This window comes from Lysinibacillus sp. FSL R7-0073 (genome assembly GCF_038009065.1).
In the GTDB taxonomy this organism is placed as follows: Bacteria; Bacillota; Bacilli; order Bacillales_A; family Planococcaceae; genus Lysinibacillus; species Lysinibacillus fusiformis.
Genome location: NZ_JBBPAS010000001.1, coordinates 4395844 through 4411425 on the forward strand (window position 1 = coordinate 4395844; position 15582 = coordinate 4411425).

Annotated in this window: 18 protein-coding genes and 1 pseudogene; 2 read left to right on the forward strand and 17 right to left on the reverse strand. The window is 37.9% G+C overall.

The features are described from left to right. Positions 1-29: 29 nt before the first annotated feature. Positions 30-2018 carry an ABC1 kinase family protein gene (locus tag MKY88_RS22045; protein WP_340814710.1) on the reverse strand — a complete coding sequence of 663 codons (1989 nt, stop codon included), beginning with the start codon at positions 2016-2018 and terminating at the stop codon, positions 30-32. A 249-nt stretch (positions 2019-2267) separates the two neighbouring features. Here MKY88_RS22045 and MKY88_RS22050 point away from each other — a divergent pair, with 249 nt between their 5' ends. After that, on the forward strand, positions 2268-3962 hold the full coding sequence (locus tag MKY88_RS22050; RefSeq protein WP_340814711.1) for an FAD-dependent oxidoreductase: 1695 nt from the start codon (positions 2268-2270) through the stop codon (positions 3960-3962). Positions 3963-3998: 36 nt separating this feature from the next. Here MKY88_RS22050 and MKY88_RS22055 read toward each other — a convergent pair whose 3' ends face one another. From MKY88_RS22055 to hmpA, 11 genes and pseudogenes are all read right to left on the reverse strand, one after another. Continuing rightward, positions 3999-4949, reverse strand: coding sequence for a c-type cytochrome (locus tag MKY88_RS22055; RefSeq protein ID WP_340814712.1), 951 nt, complete (start codon positions 4947-4949; stop codon positions 3999-4001). 231 nt (positions 4950-5180) lie between these two features. Beyond that, entirely contained in the window at positions 5181-5885 is a 705-nt protein-coding gene (locus MKY88_RS22060; protein WP_340814714.1) for a DsbA family oxidoreductase, read from the reverse strand. A 2-nt stretch (positions 5886-5887) separates the two neighbouring features. Then, positions 5888-6673 (reverse strand): sulfite exporter TauE/SafE family protein, encoded by a 786-nt coding sequence (locus MKY88_RS22065; RefSeq protein WP_069482903.1) that lies wholly within the window; start codon positions 6671-6673, stop codon positions 5888-5890. 68 nt (positions 6674-6741) lie between these two features. Continuing rightward, positions 6742-6970, reverse strand: a pseudogene (locus MKY88_RS22070) (sulfurtransferase TusA family protein). 143 nt (positions 6971-7113) lie between these two features. Next, positions 7114-8241: an MBL fold metallo-hydrolase gene (locus tag MKY88_RS22075; RefSeq protein WP_340814717.1), complete on the reverse strand. Its 1128-nt coding sequence runs from the start codon at positions 8239-8241 to the stop codon at positions 7114-7116. An 82-nt stretch (positions 8242-8323) separates the two neighbouring features. Next, on the reverse strand, positions 8324-8719 hold the full coding sequence (locus MKY88_RS22080; RefSeq protein WP_340814719.1) for a DsrE/DsrF/DrsH-like family protein: 396 nt from the start codon (positions 8717-8719) through the stop codon (positions 8324-8326). Between the two features lie 16 nt (positions 8720-8735). After that, positions 8736-9284 (reverse strand): sulfurtransferase TusA family protein, encoded by a 549-nt coding sequence (locus MKY88_RS22085; RefSeq protein WP_445669188.1) that lies wholly within the window; start codon positions 9282-9284, stop codon positions 8736-8738. Positions 9285-9347: 63 nt separating this feature from the next. Further along, the gene (locus MKY88_RS22090; protein ID WP_069482907.1) at positions 9348-9647 is read right to left on the reverse strand and encodes a rhodanese-like domain-containing protein; all 300 of its coding nucleotides are present in this window, start codon (positions 9645-9647) and stop codon (positions 9348-9350) included. Between the two features lie 11 nt (positions 9648-9658). Next, a complete protein-coding gene (locus MKY88_RS22095; protein WP_258269442.1) occupies positions 9659-10000 on the reverse strand; it encodes a rhodanese-like domain-containing protein in 342 nt (113 codons plus the stop codon). Between the two features lie 44 nt (positions 10001-10044). Then, complete coding sequence (locus MKY88_RS22100) at positions 10045-10305, reverse strand: metal-sensitive transcriptional regulator (RefSeq protein ID WP_008175248.1); 261 nt, start codon at positions 10303-10305, stop codon at positions 10045-10047. Between the two features lie 173 nt (positions 10306-10478). Next, positions 10479-11645, reverse strand: coding sequence for an NO-inducible flavohemoprotein (hmpA, locus tag MKY88_RS22105; RefSeq protein WP_340814721.1), 1167 nt, complete (start codon positions 11643-11645; stop codon positions 10479-10481). Positions 11646-11835: 190 nt separating this feature from the next. Between hmpA and MKY88_RS22110 the strand changes: the two genes are divergently transcribed. Beyond that, positions 11836-12273: an Rrf2 family transcriptional regulator gene (locus MKY88_RS22110; protein ID WP_193833296.1), complete on the forward strand. Its 438-nt coding sequence runs from the start codon at positions 11836-11838 to the stop codon at positions 12271-12273. Between the two features lie 49 nt (positions 12274-12322). Here the strand turns inward: MKY88_RS22110 and MKY88_RS22115 are convergent, their stop codons facing one another. From MKY88_RS22115 to MKY88_RS22135, 5 genes are all read right to left on the reverse strand, one after another. Then, the gene (locus MKY88_RS22115; RefSeq protein WP_328204902.1) at positions 12323-13303 is read right to left on the reverse strand and encodes a GNAT family N-acetyltransferase; all 981 of its coding nucleotides are present in this window, start codon (positions 13301-13303) and stop codon (positions 12323-12325) included. 44 nt (positions 13304-13347) lie between these two features. Next, a complete protein-coding gene (locus MKY88_RS22120; RefSeq protein WP_328204904.1) occupies positions 13348-13725 on the reverse strand; it encodes a VOC family protein in 378 nt (125 codons plus the stop codon). Further along, a complete protein-coding gene (locus MKY88_RS22125) occupies positions 13722-14159 on the reverse strand; it encodes a DUF1801 domain-containing protein (protein WP_328204906.1) in 438 nt (145 codons plus the stop codon). The genes MKY88_RS22120 and MKY88_RS22125 overlap by 4 nt, the downstream gene beginning before the upstream one ends. Positions 14160-14193: 34 nt before the next feature. After that, positions 14194-14844, reverse strand: coding sequence for a YdeI/OmpD-associated family protein (locus tag MKY88_RS22130; protein ID WP_328204907.1), 651 nt, complete (start codon positions 14842-14844; stop codon positions 14194-14196). Between the two features lie 149 nt (positions 14845-14993). Then, a complete protein-coding gene (locus MKY88_RS22135) occupies positions 14994-15488 on the reverse strand; it encodes a DUF1648 domain-containing protein (protein ID WP_328204909.1) in 495 nt (164 codons plus the stop codon). Between the last annotated feature and the right edge of the window lie 94 nt (positions 15489-15582).

Consider the following 15582-nt stretch of genomic DNA (forward strand, 5'->3'; position numbering starts at 1 on the left):
AAAAAAAGAGGTAGGGGAATAATCCCTACCTACTGCTTCATGGAACGCAACGCCTGTATCGATAACCTTACTAACAAAATGGCACATAAAAATAAACCTAAATAAGCAGCTGTGTTTAAATACACTGCATAAGAATCATGGATAAATTGTGAGATTGCTAAAAGGGCAACAGATATAACTCCAAATGTAATCCCAACTAAAAGCAGTACAAATCGAGAAAACAAGTTGGTAATGAATCGGGCATTATGCTCATCAGAGAATATATCGTGATGTAAAATAATTTTCCCGCTCTCTACACGTTGAATTAGTTGGTCCACTCTTCTTGGCATTTTACGCAAAGTTGGTATCAGCATAGATAATTCCTCTTGCAGCCGTTCTTTTGTGGCCATTGGTTCTTTAAATGGTTTGAGGAAAGAAGCACGCATATATGTAGCAGAGAAATCTTTAGCTTCCGTAAAAATATCAAAACGTGAATCAATTACCCTTAATGTTCCATCTAATGTCACCAACGAGCGGAGTGCTAAACCTACCGCTGGGAAAAAGGCTAGCCCAAAATCCCGCACCACTGTAAATAAAGCATGTATTAATTCTTCTGTTGGTATGCGGTCAACATACGAGATTTTTAGTAAAATTTGATCGATTGCTTGTTCCATTCTTGCACGTTCCGCATGATGGGCATTTTCCACTAATAGTGTTAAGCCATCATACAAGACACTGGAGTCATTGAGCTGAATTCCCATCAAAAATAGCTTTAAACCCTCTTGTTGTGTGGCCCCCAATCGTCCAACTGCTCCAAAATCGAGCAATACGGGCGTACCATCCTTCTCATCAATGTGAATATTTCCCGGATGAGGATCAGCATGAAAAATACCTGAAAAAAGCATCTGTTCAAAAAAAGAATATAATACTGTTCTTGCAAATTGTCTTCGATCAATGGACAGACGATCGAATTCTGATCCCCCATCCGCCACACTATGTCCACGAATATATTCCATCACTATAATATTTTCATTACTGTAAGCTGTATAAATTTTCGGAATGCGGACCTTATAATCACTTTTCGATAATGCGTTCTTTACCTGTAACGTATTTCGTACCTCAATATCTAGATGAATCTCTTCACGTAGCCCATCTGCGAATCCACCAGCTAGCTCACGAAAGCCTAGTGACTCTGCCCAAGTAGATTTGGATGAAAGCCAATTTGCAAATTCCTCTAAAATTTCAAGATCATCGCGCATAATCCCTTTTACCTCTGGACGGAGAAGCTTGACGACAACATTTTCATAATTTTTAAGCCGCGCCTTGTGCACCTGACCGATAGAGGCTGCTGCAATAGGCTCCATCTGAAATTGGCTAAATACTTCATCCATTGATTGAGGAAGTGAACGCTCTAAAATACTTGTCACTTGCTCTGCTGGTAAAGGCTTCACACGATGTTGTAGCCTCTCTAGCTCATCTATAAAGATGGGTGAAAATAATTCTTTACGTGTAGACAGTACTTGTCCAAATTTAATGAAAATCCCACCACATTGCTCTAATGTTACACGCAATGCAATCGCCAGCTCTTTTTCGTTTTCACGTTGCCTCGCATATTTAATCGTTTGTACGACACCATTTGTAACTGCAATTTTTAAAACTTGTCGCAATCGTTTCTGCTGTCGCCAATAGCTCCGCAGTCGTAAAAGCAAAGATTTTTGACCATTTCGGCGATCTCCAGTGGTAATGCCACTTGGGTCAAAGAGCTCAAAAATCAAATACAGCAACATAGAAATGAGTAGCATACTCCCAATCCAAATTAATGTGCTGACCTCTGTCACAGTTTGCATCATGGTTTCTGACAAAAAATCTGTATGACGTAAATAAGAGTACCAGTAAACAAAAGAGGTTAATGTCACACTAATTACGACTGAAAGCACTCTTCGTACAAAATTAATATTAGAGCCAATTAATCGTCCACTCACAATATAAATCAAACCCGATACTATAATGATTTGGATCAAAAATTTCAAAAAAATCAACCGTGTCACCTCCAACGTCATTTCCATTTCCTACTACTGTTAGTATAGCAAATTTATACATTAACTTTCTTTCACAAGGACACCTTAGAAAATTAATTAAGTCTTTCACCTTGATAATATACCCTTAAGGGTATATTATTTTATATGTAGTACTTATACTACATAATTTATCGATTTTAGTAATAAAATCCTCTATTTAAAAGCTTTTATATACCCTTATATGTATTAATTAAAAAGGAGTGTTGACAATTGAGTAAAAAATTTTTAGTTGTAGGTGGCGTTGCAGGTGGAGCATCCACTGCTGCCCGCATTCGTCGTCTCGATGAAAAGGCAGAAATTATTATGTTTGAAAAAGGACCAAATGTTTCATTCTCCAATTGTTCTCTCCCCTTTCATTTAAGCGGGATTGTTGAAAATAGTGACAAATTGATCTTAATGACACCTCAAGCCTTTCAAACAAAATACAATATCGAGGCTCGTGTACAGCAAGAAGTTGTACACATTAACCGAGAGCAAAAGACCATTACCATTAAGAATTTAATAACGGGTAGAGATTATGAGGAAAGTTTCGATACATTAGTTCTATCACCAGGAGCAAGCCCCATCGTTCCTGACTTAGAGGGTATCCGTTCAAACCATGTCTTTACCATTAGAAACGTCGTAGATATTAACCGTTTAAATCATTATCTACAAACGGATCATGTACAGGATATTGCTGTGATCGGTGGAGGCTTCATTGGTGTAGAGGTAGCGGAAAATTTGAAGCTAGCGGGCTATAATGTCTCTTTAGTTGAATTCGGCCAACAAATTATGGCTCCTTTTGATTATGATATGGCTCAAATATTGCACAAGGAAATGACCGATAAGGGGGTTCAAGTTATTGTCAATGACGGTCTTGCAAAGGTTACTCCAAATTATGTGACGTTAAATTCTGGCAAGCAATTGAAAGCACAAGCAGTGGTATTAGCGATTGGCGTTCGTCCTGAAATCCAATTAGCCAAAGAAGCCGGGCTAACTATCGGTAAGCTCGGAGGCATTCAGGTTGATGCTAATTACGTGACATCCGATCCTTCCATATACGCCGTGGGAGATGCGATTGAAGTATTCCATCAACTTACCCATAAACAGACACGACTTGCTTTAGCTGGACCCGCTCAGCGACAAGCTCGTGCTGCAGCTAATCATATGTATAATATCCCTCATCACAATAAAGGGGTTATTGGATCTTCAAGTGTACAAATTTTCGACCTCGTGTGTGCTTCAACGGGTTTGAACGAAAAAACAGCTCTAGCAAATGGCGTTCAGGCGAAAAGTGTTTATCTGATAGCTCCTGATAAAGTAGGCTTAATGCCAAATAGTAATCCGCTTCACTTTAAGCTCGTTTATCAAACACCAACGGGTAAAATCCTTGGAGCCCAAGCTATAGGTAAAGGCAATGCAGATAAACGAATTGATGTAATAGCTACCCTCATCACAATGGGTGGTACTTTAGAAGATTTGAAGGAGCTGGAGCTATCCTATTCTCCAATGTTTAGCACTGCCCGTGATATTGTCAATTTAGCAGCTCTTGTAGCTCAAAATCAATTACATGGACACTTCAAACAAGTAAAAGTTGATGAAGTGAGAACACTTATTGAAAATCAAGCCTACTTCTTAGACGTACGCGAAAAGAATGAATTTGAATCTGGTCATCTCCTTCATGCACATAATATTCCTCTAAGTGAACTTCGAGAAAGAATGCATGAGGTACCTAAGGATCAACCAGTGTATGTACATTGTCGATCTGGTCAGCGTAGCTATAATGCAGTTATGGCCCTTCAAAATAGCGGTTTTTCTAACGTCTTTAACGTAAGTGGGTCATTCCTCGGTATTAGTCTATATGAATATTTTACGGATCTCACAACAAACAGAGATAAAATTGTAACTGCTTATAATTTTAAATAACTTAAAAGGGATGCCCATAAACAGCATCCCTTTTCGTTAGTTTGTAGATAGTACCTTTTCCCAATCAATCGTACCATTTTTAACTTGTTCACGTTTTTCTTTAGTCATAATATCATTTGGTTTTCCGCCTTTTGGCCAATCTTTATCATGATTTGGCCATTCAGGACGATCTTGGGATAAAATAAACGCTGCTAAATCAGCCGCTTCTTGATCTGTTAAAGTCCCTGCTGCACCTACTGGCATATTATTTTGAATATAGCCAGCCATTTTTGACATACGCGCCATACCTGCACCATCATTAAAGGAATTATCACCCCATAATGCTGGACCAGTATTGGCACCAGTCCCAGAACCATCAGCTGCATGACATGCTATACAGGACTGACCATAAAGCTCCTCGCCATTATCCACATTCGGAATCGGTACATTCTTCATATCACTAGTACCTGCCCATTCACGTTTTGCTCCAATTGGAACACCTTCAGAAATATATGCAAAATAAGCGACCATAGCCTCTAGCTCATCACTATTCATTTCGAATTTTTTACCATTCATACTACGAACCATACAGCCGTTAATACGCTCTTCTATTGTAACTACACCACCTGAGCGTCCAATATATTGTGGATAATTGGCCATTACTCCTACTAATGATGATGCTTGCTCGTCATAGCCAGCCCCAGCATGGCAGCTTGTGCATGATAATTGGTTCCCTACATATTCGTCCGCGGCAACATGCGTGTTATTAACAAGCTCATAGCCGTTTAATATTGCTTCTTTCATTGGTCCATCTGACACTTCATCAATACTTGGTGGAGCATAGACAACTGACTGAGCAGCTGCTGTCGTTGGTAATTGCGTCTGCACTGTCGTTTCATTCTCCTCCACAATCGAATCAACTGTAATTTTGTCACTAATAATGGTTGCTACAAAAATTGTGCCTACTAACAGTACTGTCCCTGCTACTCCTGCTACTATAGGTTTCATCTATAATACCCCCCTTTGTATACTCACTTATATTTTAGCAACATAACATTTAATTGGATGTGATTTTTCTCACACTACCGTAAAATAGAACCATTCAGATGATAAAAATGGATAAATTATCCACAAATCATTGTACTACAACACTTAAATCATGACTTAATACCTCTTATAGTATGTGGGTGAATCAAAAAAGTGCCGAGTACTTTAAGTACTCGACACTTATCCATCGGTTTACAGGTTACATGCTCCATCCGTACACGTATCCTCACCATCTCCCATTAATTGAATGGTTGGCTGAATCCCCACTATTTTTGCTGTCTGATGTAACGTTCGCACAAAGACTTCAATTGGCTCAGCCCCTTTAATGCCATAACGATTTTCAAATACAAAGAATGGCACACTTTGTATACCAAGTTGCTGTGCATCATATCGATCCTGATCTAATGCCTCAAGAAAGACATTAGTAGCTAGAATGTCCTGCGCCTCCTCTATATCTAAACCTAATTGTTCAATTACCCTTAATAAAAAGGAATCATCATTCACATCTTCGCCAGCCATAAAATAACCTGCCATCAGTGCTTCAGTATATGCCGATGCTTGACCAAATTGCTGCGTCCATTTTGCTAATCGATGAGCCTTTTCTGTGTGAGCTGTTGTCATCTTTTCAAAATTATAAGACAACCCAACTTCTGCAGCTCTTGATGCCATATTCTCTGTCATGCTACGTACTTCTTCACGTGTTGCGTTATACTTCTTAGCCAATGCATCTAAAAAAGTCGGTGCATTTACTTTAGGCGTTTCCGGACCTATTTGATAAGCCTTGTATTCAATATCTACTTGTCCTTTATAGCCGCTTGTATCAATCGCACGTTCCAATTCTCGCTTGGCAATATAACAAAACGGACAAGTAAAATCCGTGAAAATTTCGATTTTCATGGTTATACCCCTCCAATAATATCTATCCAAATTTTAATGGCAGTCGCCAATATAAGCATTGCCAAAATGCCTTGCAAGCTTTTCGTATTTAATTTTTTTCCAGCTCTCGCACCAAGTGGGGCCGCTATAAGACTAGTAATAATCATAATAAGTGCTGGGAAATATTCAACTTGTCCTGTCATTAATTTCCCAACCATTCCACCTATTGAGGAGATAAATGTAATCGCTAAGCTAGTAGCAATGGTCATACGCGTAGGAATCCTTAAAACCACTAACATAATAGGGACTAATAAGAACCCACCACCCGCTCCCACAATGCCTGATCCAATACCAACAACTATGGCCAATAAAATTGCCAATGTTTTATTAAATGTGACATCCTGCATGGGTTGATCATCAATTTGCTTTTTTGGAATAAACATCATGACTGCCGCTATTAAGGCTAGCACACCATAAACTATATTGATGCCTGATTCGGATAAAAATTTGGAGCCAAAACTACCAACAAAACTTCCCGTTAAAATAGCACCCCCCATATAGATAATGAGTGATTTATTTAAATATCCACCCCTGCGATATACCCATACACCAGCAATGGATGCAAAAAATACTTGTATGGCAATAATTCCGGAAACTTCATGAGCCGAAAAGGCCATAAATCCTAATAACGGTGGAATATACAGTAACATCGGGTAATTAATAATTGCACCACCGATACCTAACATCCCTGATACAAACGAGCCGAGAAAACCAATTAAAAAGATCGTTAATATCCATGTAATATCCATGTATTCTTCCTTCTTTCCGAAAAGTGAAAGAAGGGTTGTTCTATTTAATAGACAACCCTCCATTATCCTTAAGCTTTCTGAATTAAAAACGTTATGACACCAGCTTCTTCGGATTGATCCAATATATTATGACCTCCAGCTTTTACCCAAGCAGGAAATATCCGCTAAAGCCCCTTTATCTGTCACCTGTACTTCTAAAATTTCTCCTGTATTTAATGTGTCTATCGCCTTTTTTGTTTTCACAATAGGCATCGGACACGAAAGACCTGTTGCATCTAATTGTAAATTTGACTTCATATTGATCCCCTTCAACATGGCAAAGGTTGTAAGCATTTGCCTGTTTTTTTATTATTTTAGATTCAGGAAGGATGAGCACCTTCAATTTCTGGACGATCCACATTTATAGTACACAGACCTATCCATTGTACTTTTAACAAATTTTATCGAACAGCACAGCGATTTGGCCCTATTTCCATTTCCGTTTGTTCATCTAATGTAGGGGTTATTTTCCCCATATTTACCTGACGAATTTCTTGATAGGCATTAGGTTGTGGTGGCAATTGATCTGTCACGACACGTTTAAATTCTACTTCGTCATGAATATTCAAACCATGATTTTGTAAAAATAAATCGCCTAGTCGTTTCGCTACTGTCCCATCTTCATTAAGTTCATCGATGATCATAAAGTGAGCTGGTAACACGATAAGCTCATCGGACAATTCTCGATAACGTTTGTAAAGTGTATTTCGTAAATCTCCAACCCAATCCTCAGCAAGGCCCGCTAAATCAGGGCGCCCAATAGAATCCACAAATAAAATATCCCCTGTTAACAAATATTGGCTATCGACAACAAATGATGTAGAGCCAATTGTATGACCTGGTGAGTAGATAGCTCCTACATCTATTTTTGATGTTCCAATTTGAACAGTCACTCCATCAACTAACGGTCTATATGAAAAGACAACCTCTTCTGCATCTTTCGGTGGCAAGTAATAGACTGCACCTGTTGCCTCAGCTATATGACGTCCACCTGAAATATGATCGGCATGTAAATGTGTATCAAAAACATGTGTAATTTTCACATTCTTCTGTTCGGCGAAACTTAAAAATACATCTGTAAAGCGAACAGCATCAATGATCGCTGCCTCCCCTTCAGATATCACCATATAAGAAAGACAGCCCTTCCCTAAACGGACAAATTGATAAAGCTCTCCTCCTCCCGTTAAATCACCAATTTTAATAGGCTCTAAATATTCACTCCAAGATTTCATACCGCCTGCTAAATAGGCAACATCTCTACCAGCTTCTGACAACATTTCAGCGACCATCAATGATGATCCTTCTTTAGCACAAACGACTAGAATTTCTTTATTGGAGGGGACTTGCGGCAAGATCTCCTCAACACCATCTAACAGTTCAAAATATGGTACATTTAAATACTCAAATCGATGACCGTCAATTTTCCAGTCTTCAAACGCATCTGCATTCCGAACATCTAAAATAAACAACTCTTCATTATTAATGACCTTTTTAGCAATTTGTGAAGCATTCCATTTCTGCATTGGCATAAATATAACCCCCATAGGTATAATTTTGAAGTTTTTAAAGCGGAGAGCCTTTACCTCTCCGCCTTTCTTGAACAAAAACTCTTTAGAAAGTTAGTGATGGTGCTGCATCTTTTGCAAATTCAAGGAAAGTAACAGCTCCACCCACTTCAATTCCATCAATAAAATCATCTGTCGATAAACCCATTACATCCATAGTCATTTGACAAGCAATAAATTTAACGCCTAATTCTTGGGCTATGTCCACTAATTGAGGAATGGCAGGAACATTCGCTTTCGCAAACCCTTCCGCATAATGCTCTGCTCCAGCAGGCATTGGTAATGCATGCACCCCTTGCTTATGAATGAGATTCAATCCTTCAAACGTGAAGAAGATTGCTACTTCCTTTTCAGAAGCTGCAGCTGCCGTTGCGATATTAAAAACCTTATACGCATCAAATAAACCACCGTTACTTGCAATAATTGCTACCTTGTTAGACATAATAAAATTCCTCCTATTAAATGTTTTTTGTTAATTTACCTTTCCAAGATGTCATTCCTGGTAAAACATTAAAGACCTTTATAAAACCATGTGAAGCTAGCTTCTGCGCAGCCATATCACTACGCTTTCCAGTACGACAAATAACATAAATCTCTTGCTCTTTGTCGAGCTCGGAGAGTCGTGCTTCCAATTTACCCATCGGGATAGATTTAGCGCCCTCAATATGCCCAAAGGCAAACTCCGCTTCCTCACGTACATCAAGAATTAATCCATCACGATTGTTAATTTGCTCTAGATCAATCGTTGGGTCAAAAGAAATTTCTTCTATTTGATCGTTTGTACATTTGCGAATATAATGCTTGAGCACGTCTTCATTTTCTAAAGTGCCAATATATTGGTGTCCTACAGTTTCTGCCCATGCTGCAATATCAGCTTTTGATCCTTTGTCTGTCGCAGACACTTCTAAAATTTGGCCATCTTCCAGATCGGCCATTGCTTTTTTCGTTTTCACAATGGGCAATGGGCAAGAAAGGCCCTTGGCATCTAGCTGAAAATCTGCCTTCATCTTCATTACAACCTCCATATACCTATAAGGGTATTATTTTTAACAAAAAAATATAGCTATATGCTAATAGTGTACTTCGCCCTCCCAGGACAACATTCCACCAACCATATTCGAGACATTAAAGCCTTTACCTTCTAATATTTCGGTGGCACGGCTACTACGAGCACCTGATCGGCAAACCATAATATATGGTTCATCCTTATTCAGATCCTGTACGCGGAACTCTAATAAACCAAGTGGAATATGGATAATACCCGGAATATGACCAGCCGCTACTTCATCTACCTCTCTTACATCAATCAGACTCAGCTCTTTGCCCTGCACGATGGCTTGCTCTACTTCTTTTGCTGTAATTTCCTTCATTTTCTTTCCTCCTAATATGCACTCATTCCACCACGAACATTTATAACACGCTCAAAGCCTTGCTTTTTCAATTGCTTACATGCTTGACTACTACGCATACCACTTTGGCAAATCACTACCACTTCTTTATCCTTCGGTAGTTTGTCAAAGCTTGACCCGAGAGGCATATTTTTAAATTGCGAGATATGGCGCCCTTTAAACTCCGCTGGCGTGCGTACATCGATAAATATCTTATCCTTATCATTCAGCATATTTTTTAATTGGGTTGTAGAAATCGATTGAACGCCCTTTGTTGGTTTCATTCGCCAAATGAAAAATGCTGCGATAATCGCAATAATAATCCATGTTTCCAAGTTATCACCTCTCCTTTTTTCATACGATAAAGGGTATATAAAAACTATCTGCTTTTCACCACTAAATCCATTGCTTCTCGGATGGCTGAATTCATTTTTTCAGCATTGCCTTCAGCAGTAGTGACACAATCTAATAAATTTTCACTAACAATAACTCCTATCGTCCGATCAACTGCTGAACGCACGGCAGATAGCTGTGTAATCACATCCTTACAGTTTTGCCCCTCCTCCATCATGCGTAAAATCCCGCGTAATTGACCTTCCATCCGCTTCACTCGATTAGCTGTTTTAGAGTCATAAGCCATTCTGTTCCAGCCTCCCTTCAAAACGATAGATTGAACTCGCTTACGTGATTCATATTATACCCCAATAGGTATATTGTCAACATGAAAGCTTCAACTCTTTTTCTTGAAAGTCTTTCGACTTAAAAAAAAACCCCTGCTATGAGCTGTAACTCATAACAGGGACTTCTATGATTTTATTTAGCTAATTGCATGGCTGGTCCGAAGAATTCATAGTGAATTTTCTCGTCTTTCACGCCAATTTCTTGTAAGTTTTTAATAACTGTTTCCATAAAGCCTACAGGTCCACATACATAAACATCAGCGTTATCAGCTACTCTTTCTGCTAATAATTCTTTTGTAATTTGCTTGTCTTCATCAGAATATAGAGCCGTATACAATGCATTAGGTAACACATTTACTTTTCCTTGAATATCATCGCTAAACGCTACAACTTTTTCATTGCGTGCACACTGGATAAAGTTAACTTTATTCGTTGCATCATCTTTTAGAGATTGTAGCATACTGTTTAATGGTGTTACACCTATACCACCACTAACAAATGTAATAGGAGCAGTCGTTTCTTCTAAAACGAATAATCCTGCTGGCACACTTACATCTACTAAATCTCCAACTTGTAAGTCATCATGAATAAAGTTTGACACTTTGCCGTTTGGCGTATGATCACTTTCACGTTTCACTGAAATGCGGTAACCATCTTCTGCGCTTGCTTGTGAAAGTGTGTATTGACGATTCATTAAATACTCTTCACCAGGAACTTTCACGCGAATACTAATGTATTGTCCTGGCTCGTAAGCTGGTAATGATGAGCCATCTTCATTAACAAAATAAACAGATGTAACTAAGTCGCTTTCTACCACTTTTTTCGCCACTTTTAATGGTCTAAATAGACGCCACCCACCATTATTTTCAGCTTTTTGGTATAACTCTTCTTCTACTTGAATGAAAACATCTGCAATAACGCCATATGCCTCAGCCCATGCATTAATAATATTGTCTGTCGCCGCGTCGCCAAGTACTTCCTTAATCGCTTTTAATAAGTTTTCACCAACAATTGGATAATGCTCAGGTAAAATACCTAAACTACGGTGTTTATGCGCAATAAGCATGACTGCTGGTAAAATAGCTTCTAAATTTTCAATATGAACTGCTGCAGCATAAACTGTGTTTGCTAATGCTGTTTGCTGACGACCCTTTTCTTGGTTAGTGTGGTTAAAAATATTCAATAATTCTGGATGAGCTTGAAACATATTTTTGTAAAACTTCTTTGTAATCTCTACACCATGAACTTCTAATACAGGGACTGTTGCCTTAATGATTTGAATAGTTTCTTGTTTTAACATATCGCTTACCATCCTTTCGTGATTACAATATAACGCTTTCATTTTTTTAAAGCAATATGTAAAATACATCTTTAACAAAATAGACATAATTAATGTATTTTAAATACATCTTTAAAAGTGGTTTCAAAATATTATACTTCATTGTAAAAATGCTATAATTATTTTGAATTATAGAAAGTAGGGTGTTCTTATGCGCTTAACTTTATACACAGACTATTCTCTTCGTACGCTTATTTACTTAGGTGCAAAAGAAGATGGCCAATTATCAACTATTCAAGAGATTTCAGAGGCTTATAATATATCGAAAAACCATTTAATGAAAGTGACGCACCAACTTGGCTTGTTAGGCTATATAGAAACAATTCGCGGAAGAGGTGGCGGTATTCGTTTAGCCATCGATCCAAAAACCATCACCATTGGTGAAATTGTTCGTCATACAGAAGAGGATTTTCATTTAGTAGAATGTTTCGATAAAGAGAATAATCTATGTAAAATAGCTCCGGAATGTCAGCTAAAAGGTGTCCTATATGAAGCTTTACAGGCCTACCTGGCTGTACTAGATCGCTACACATTAGATGACTTCTTACATTCAAAGGAAAAATTAATGGCCCTTTTGCTAGGTAAATAAAAATACCCGCTCAACATCTGTTGGACGGGTATTTTTTTATGAAAAACATCTACAATTGCTTAGTAAAGAAAATCATATCTAATGCACGAATGCCGTTTTCATATATTGGCTCCGGATAGTCGCGAAAGAAATCCTTTTCAATGGACTCCATGCGAAAACCTGCCTTTTGATAAAAAGCTATATTATCAATACTTGAGTTTGCTGTTCCAACTAAAAGCGTTTGATAGCCTTCCTTCTGGCAAAATACCGTAAGCTGTCGCAATACCTCTTTGCCGAGCCCCTTCGCTTGGAATTTTGGCACAATCGCAATATTTTTCAATTCGATGGTTGTTTTAGATTGAGGGATTAATAATGCCACTCCCGCAAGTTGTTCTCCACACTTCACTTCAAATAAAGTACCCTCATCTAGGTATTTTAGGATAGCCTCTTCACTCTCATCTGCAAGTAAAAGCTGTGGTAAAAAGGACTCTCGGCTCTCATTTACTTTTTTTAGAGATGTTCGATATTGTACAAAATCCTCACGTTCAAAAACATTTAAAACACATGGTTGTTTCTCTTTAGCTTCTAACCATGAATGCTCTTCTGGATAATCTTCTTCCACCCCTAATCGAATAAAGGACAGCTTTTCTTGTGCCTTTTGTGAACGGATATTCACCTTCCTAGCTCCCGCAAAAACTCGCTTTAACCCAAGCTCAAAAAAGGCGATATCTAAAATAGCTGTTTTAGCCTCAAGATTATAACCTTTCCCCCAAAATGGATGGCCGAGCCAAGAACCGATATGACAACTGTTTTTATGTTGGTCTATAAACATCAATGCGGTCACACCGATAAACTGTCCCTCCTCATTTAAAACAACTCGAGGAACGGTCTTCCCTTCTTCTTCATCGATGCATTCACGTTTGATAAAATGAATAGTATCTTCTACTTTACCAACAGGTAACCCAAGTGCATCTCGAACCTGCGGCATAGAAGACAACTCATGCATGGCCTCAGCATATTTGATATCATGTCTCACTAAAGTTACCGTCATCTTCTATTCCCCTTTTATTAACATTCTATTGTCGTATTCTATTCTCAACTATACGATAGTTGCCAGGAGACGCCAAAGCGATCCTGAATCCACGCAAATTGCTTTGAAAACCCATAATGATCAAGTGGCATTAACGCTTGTCCACTTTCCACTATTTGATTTGCTAAATTCTTTATTTCTTCTTCAGATTCACACTCTATAAAGATAGACGTTGATGGCGTAAACGAAAAGTTATGTTGAATAACACTATCATTCACCATTAGTTTTAACCCCTTTAATTGTAGGATGGCCATCGCTACCTGCTGAGAATTTTCCATATATTCTACCTGTATAACTTCTAAATCTGTAAACCATTGCTGATATTGTTCAATCGCTTCATGTGCTTGTCCTTGAAACATTAAAAAAGTTGTCGCGCTTTTCATCTATTTTTCGCTCCCTCATAATGTGAAATCCACTCTGCTGGTGTCATTTTTGCAACAAGCTCACTAATTAAATCAAAGGGAATATGCTTCGTATTTGTAAAACGAATACAACTTTTCCCCATATTTAATTTTGTTGGTACTCGCCTCGCATATTCCTCTTGAAACCAAGAAAGTAATGCTTGGTCTGCGTATATGCCCATGTGATAGAGTGCAATATGACGCTTTTGGGCTGCAAGACTAATAAAAGGTAAGGGTGTATTTGGCGTCACATGATAGCCACATGGATAAGTTTCTAATGGCACAACATAGCTGACCATGTTATATTGCATAGTTTGTTCAAAACCCTCTGGCAAATTGGCTTCTAAAACATCAACAAGCTTACTAAAGGCATCACGCCATTTTTCCTCTACTTGCTCCATATATATGCTCTTCATATCTTAGCCTCACTTCGTCATTATTTTCCCTACTTCACTCATTTATTTGTGCCTTGCGATACAATTCCTTTGTTTTATAGCCTAGTCGAATAATTTGACGCATCTCTTGTAAGCGCACTTCCTGTGTTTCCTGCTTTTTCGCACTATAGATATATCGTGCCCAATCCCTTTGATACCCCGGAGTGAGTCCATCATAAAATGCTAAGTCATCCTGATTTTCGGAAAGTAAGTCCCGTAATGGATGGATCATACTTTCATAGTCCCTCACACATTGACTATTGGCTGTTTTTATCTTGCCTCTTCCTTTACCATCTCTTTTAATACTTAAGATTGAAAATGTTTCATCTAAAGACATTAGGCTAGAAAACTTCAAATCACTACCGTCAATATACTTTTCCTCGTCCACATGAATCGCTGGAAAAATCTCATCTCGGTGAATAAATTGTTCATATTTTTTATTACCCTTTTTAGGATAAACAAAAAATAAATAGCCTTGCTCCACTAGACTATTATCTTTTAACACTTTTTGTAAATAAGTTACCATGGCATCTAAGGAAAACGCAAAAGAAATTATACGGTCATACGGTGCCTCTCCAGAATGAAACACTCCATCTAATATCGAATCAAGTGGCTGGTTATGGATGGCAATGGATAAATCATCCTTTAGTTTAAATTTCTTTTGCATCAATTAAACACCTCTTCTTTCACTCATTTTTAGCGATTAAAAAACGGCTCATACATTTGTATCTTAGTTTTGATAGTATACTGAATAAATGAGAGCTTGGGAACAAAAAATAAACGCTTGAAAATATCTCAAACGTTTACGGTTCAGCTCTATTTTATTTTGTGAGTAACTACTATGCCTTTAATAATCGGTATAATGATCCCAATTATGACAATTGGCAAGAACCACCATCCTATGGAAGTAGTCTCTCCTAGAGCAATGCGGACCATCTGGAGTGATATACATGCGAATAAAATAAGGCAGAAATTTTTTACTTCGTTCAACATTTTTCTGCTATTTAAATAAAATGCTTCTACATTCTGTTCATTCAAACGAGCCGGAAAGTTATGCATATGTGGAGCTTTCTCTAAAAGACTCATTGTTATCCATAGAAACACACCTATAAACGGAAGAATAATGAGCTCTATTTTTGAACCCCATCGATCAACCTCACCCTTACCATTAAAATGAACAGGAATTTCTTCAGGCAATTTCCCCCACATCACTGCAATATAAAAGATAGATAATAGGAATATTATAACTCCAATATAATCCCAAACCTTTTCAGATTTTGTTTTAGGGATCTTTAAAATGGGTCTATACACTTCGTACCACCTCAGTTCATCTTCATAAATAGTTTACGTTTTGACTACTCTATAAGTTTCAAAATTTATGAATATTGACTTAATATTCAATATA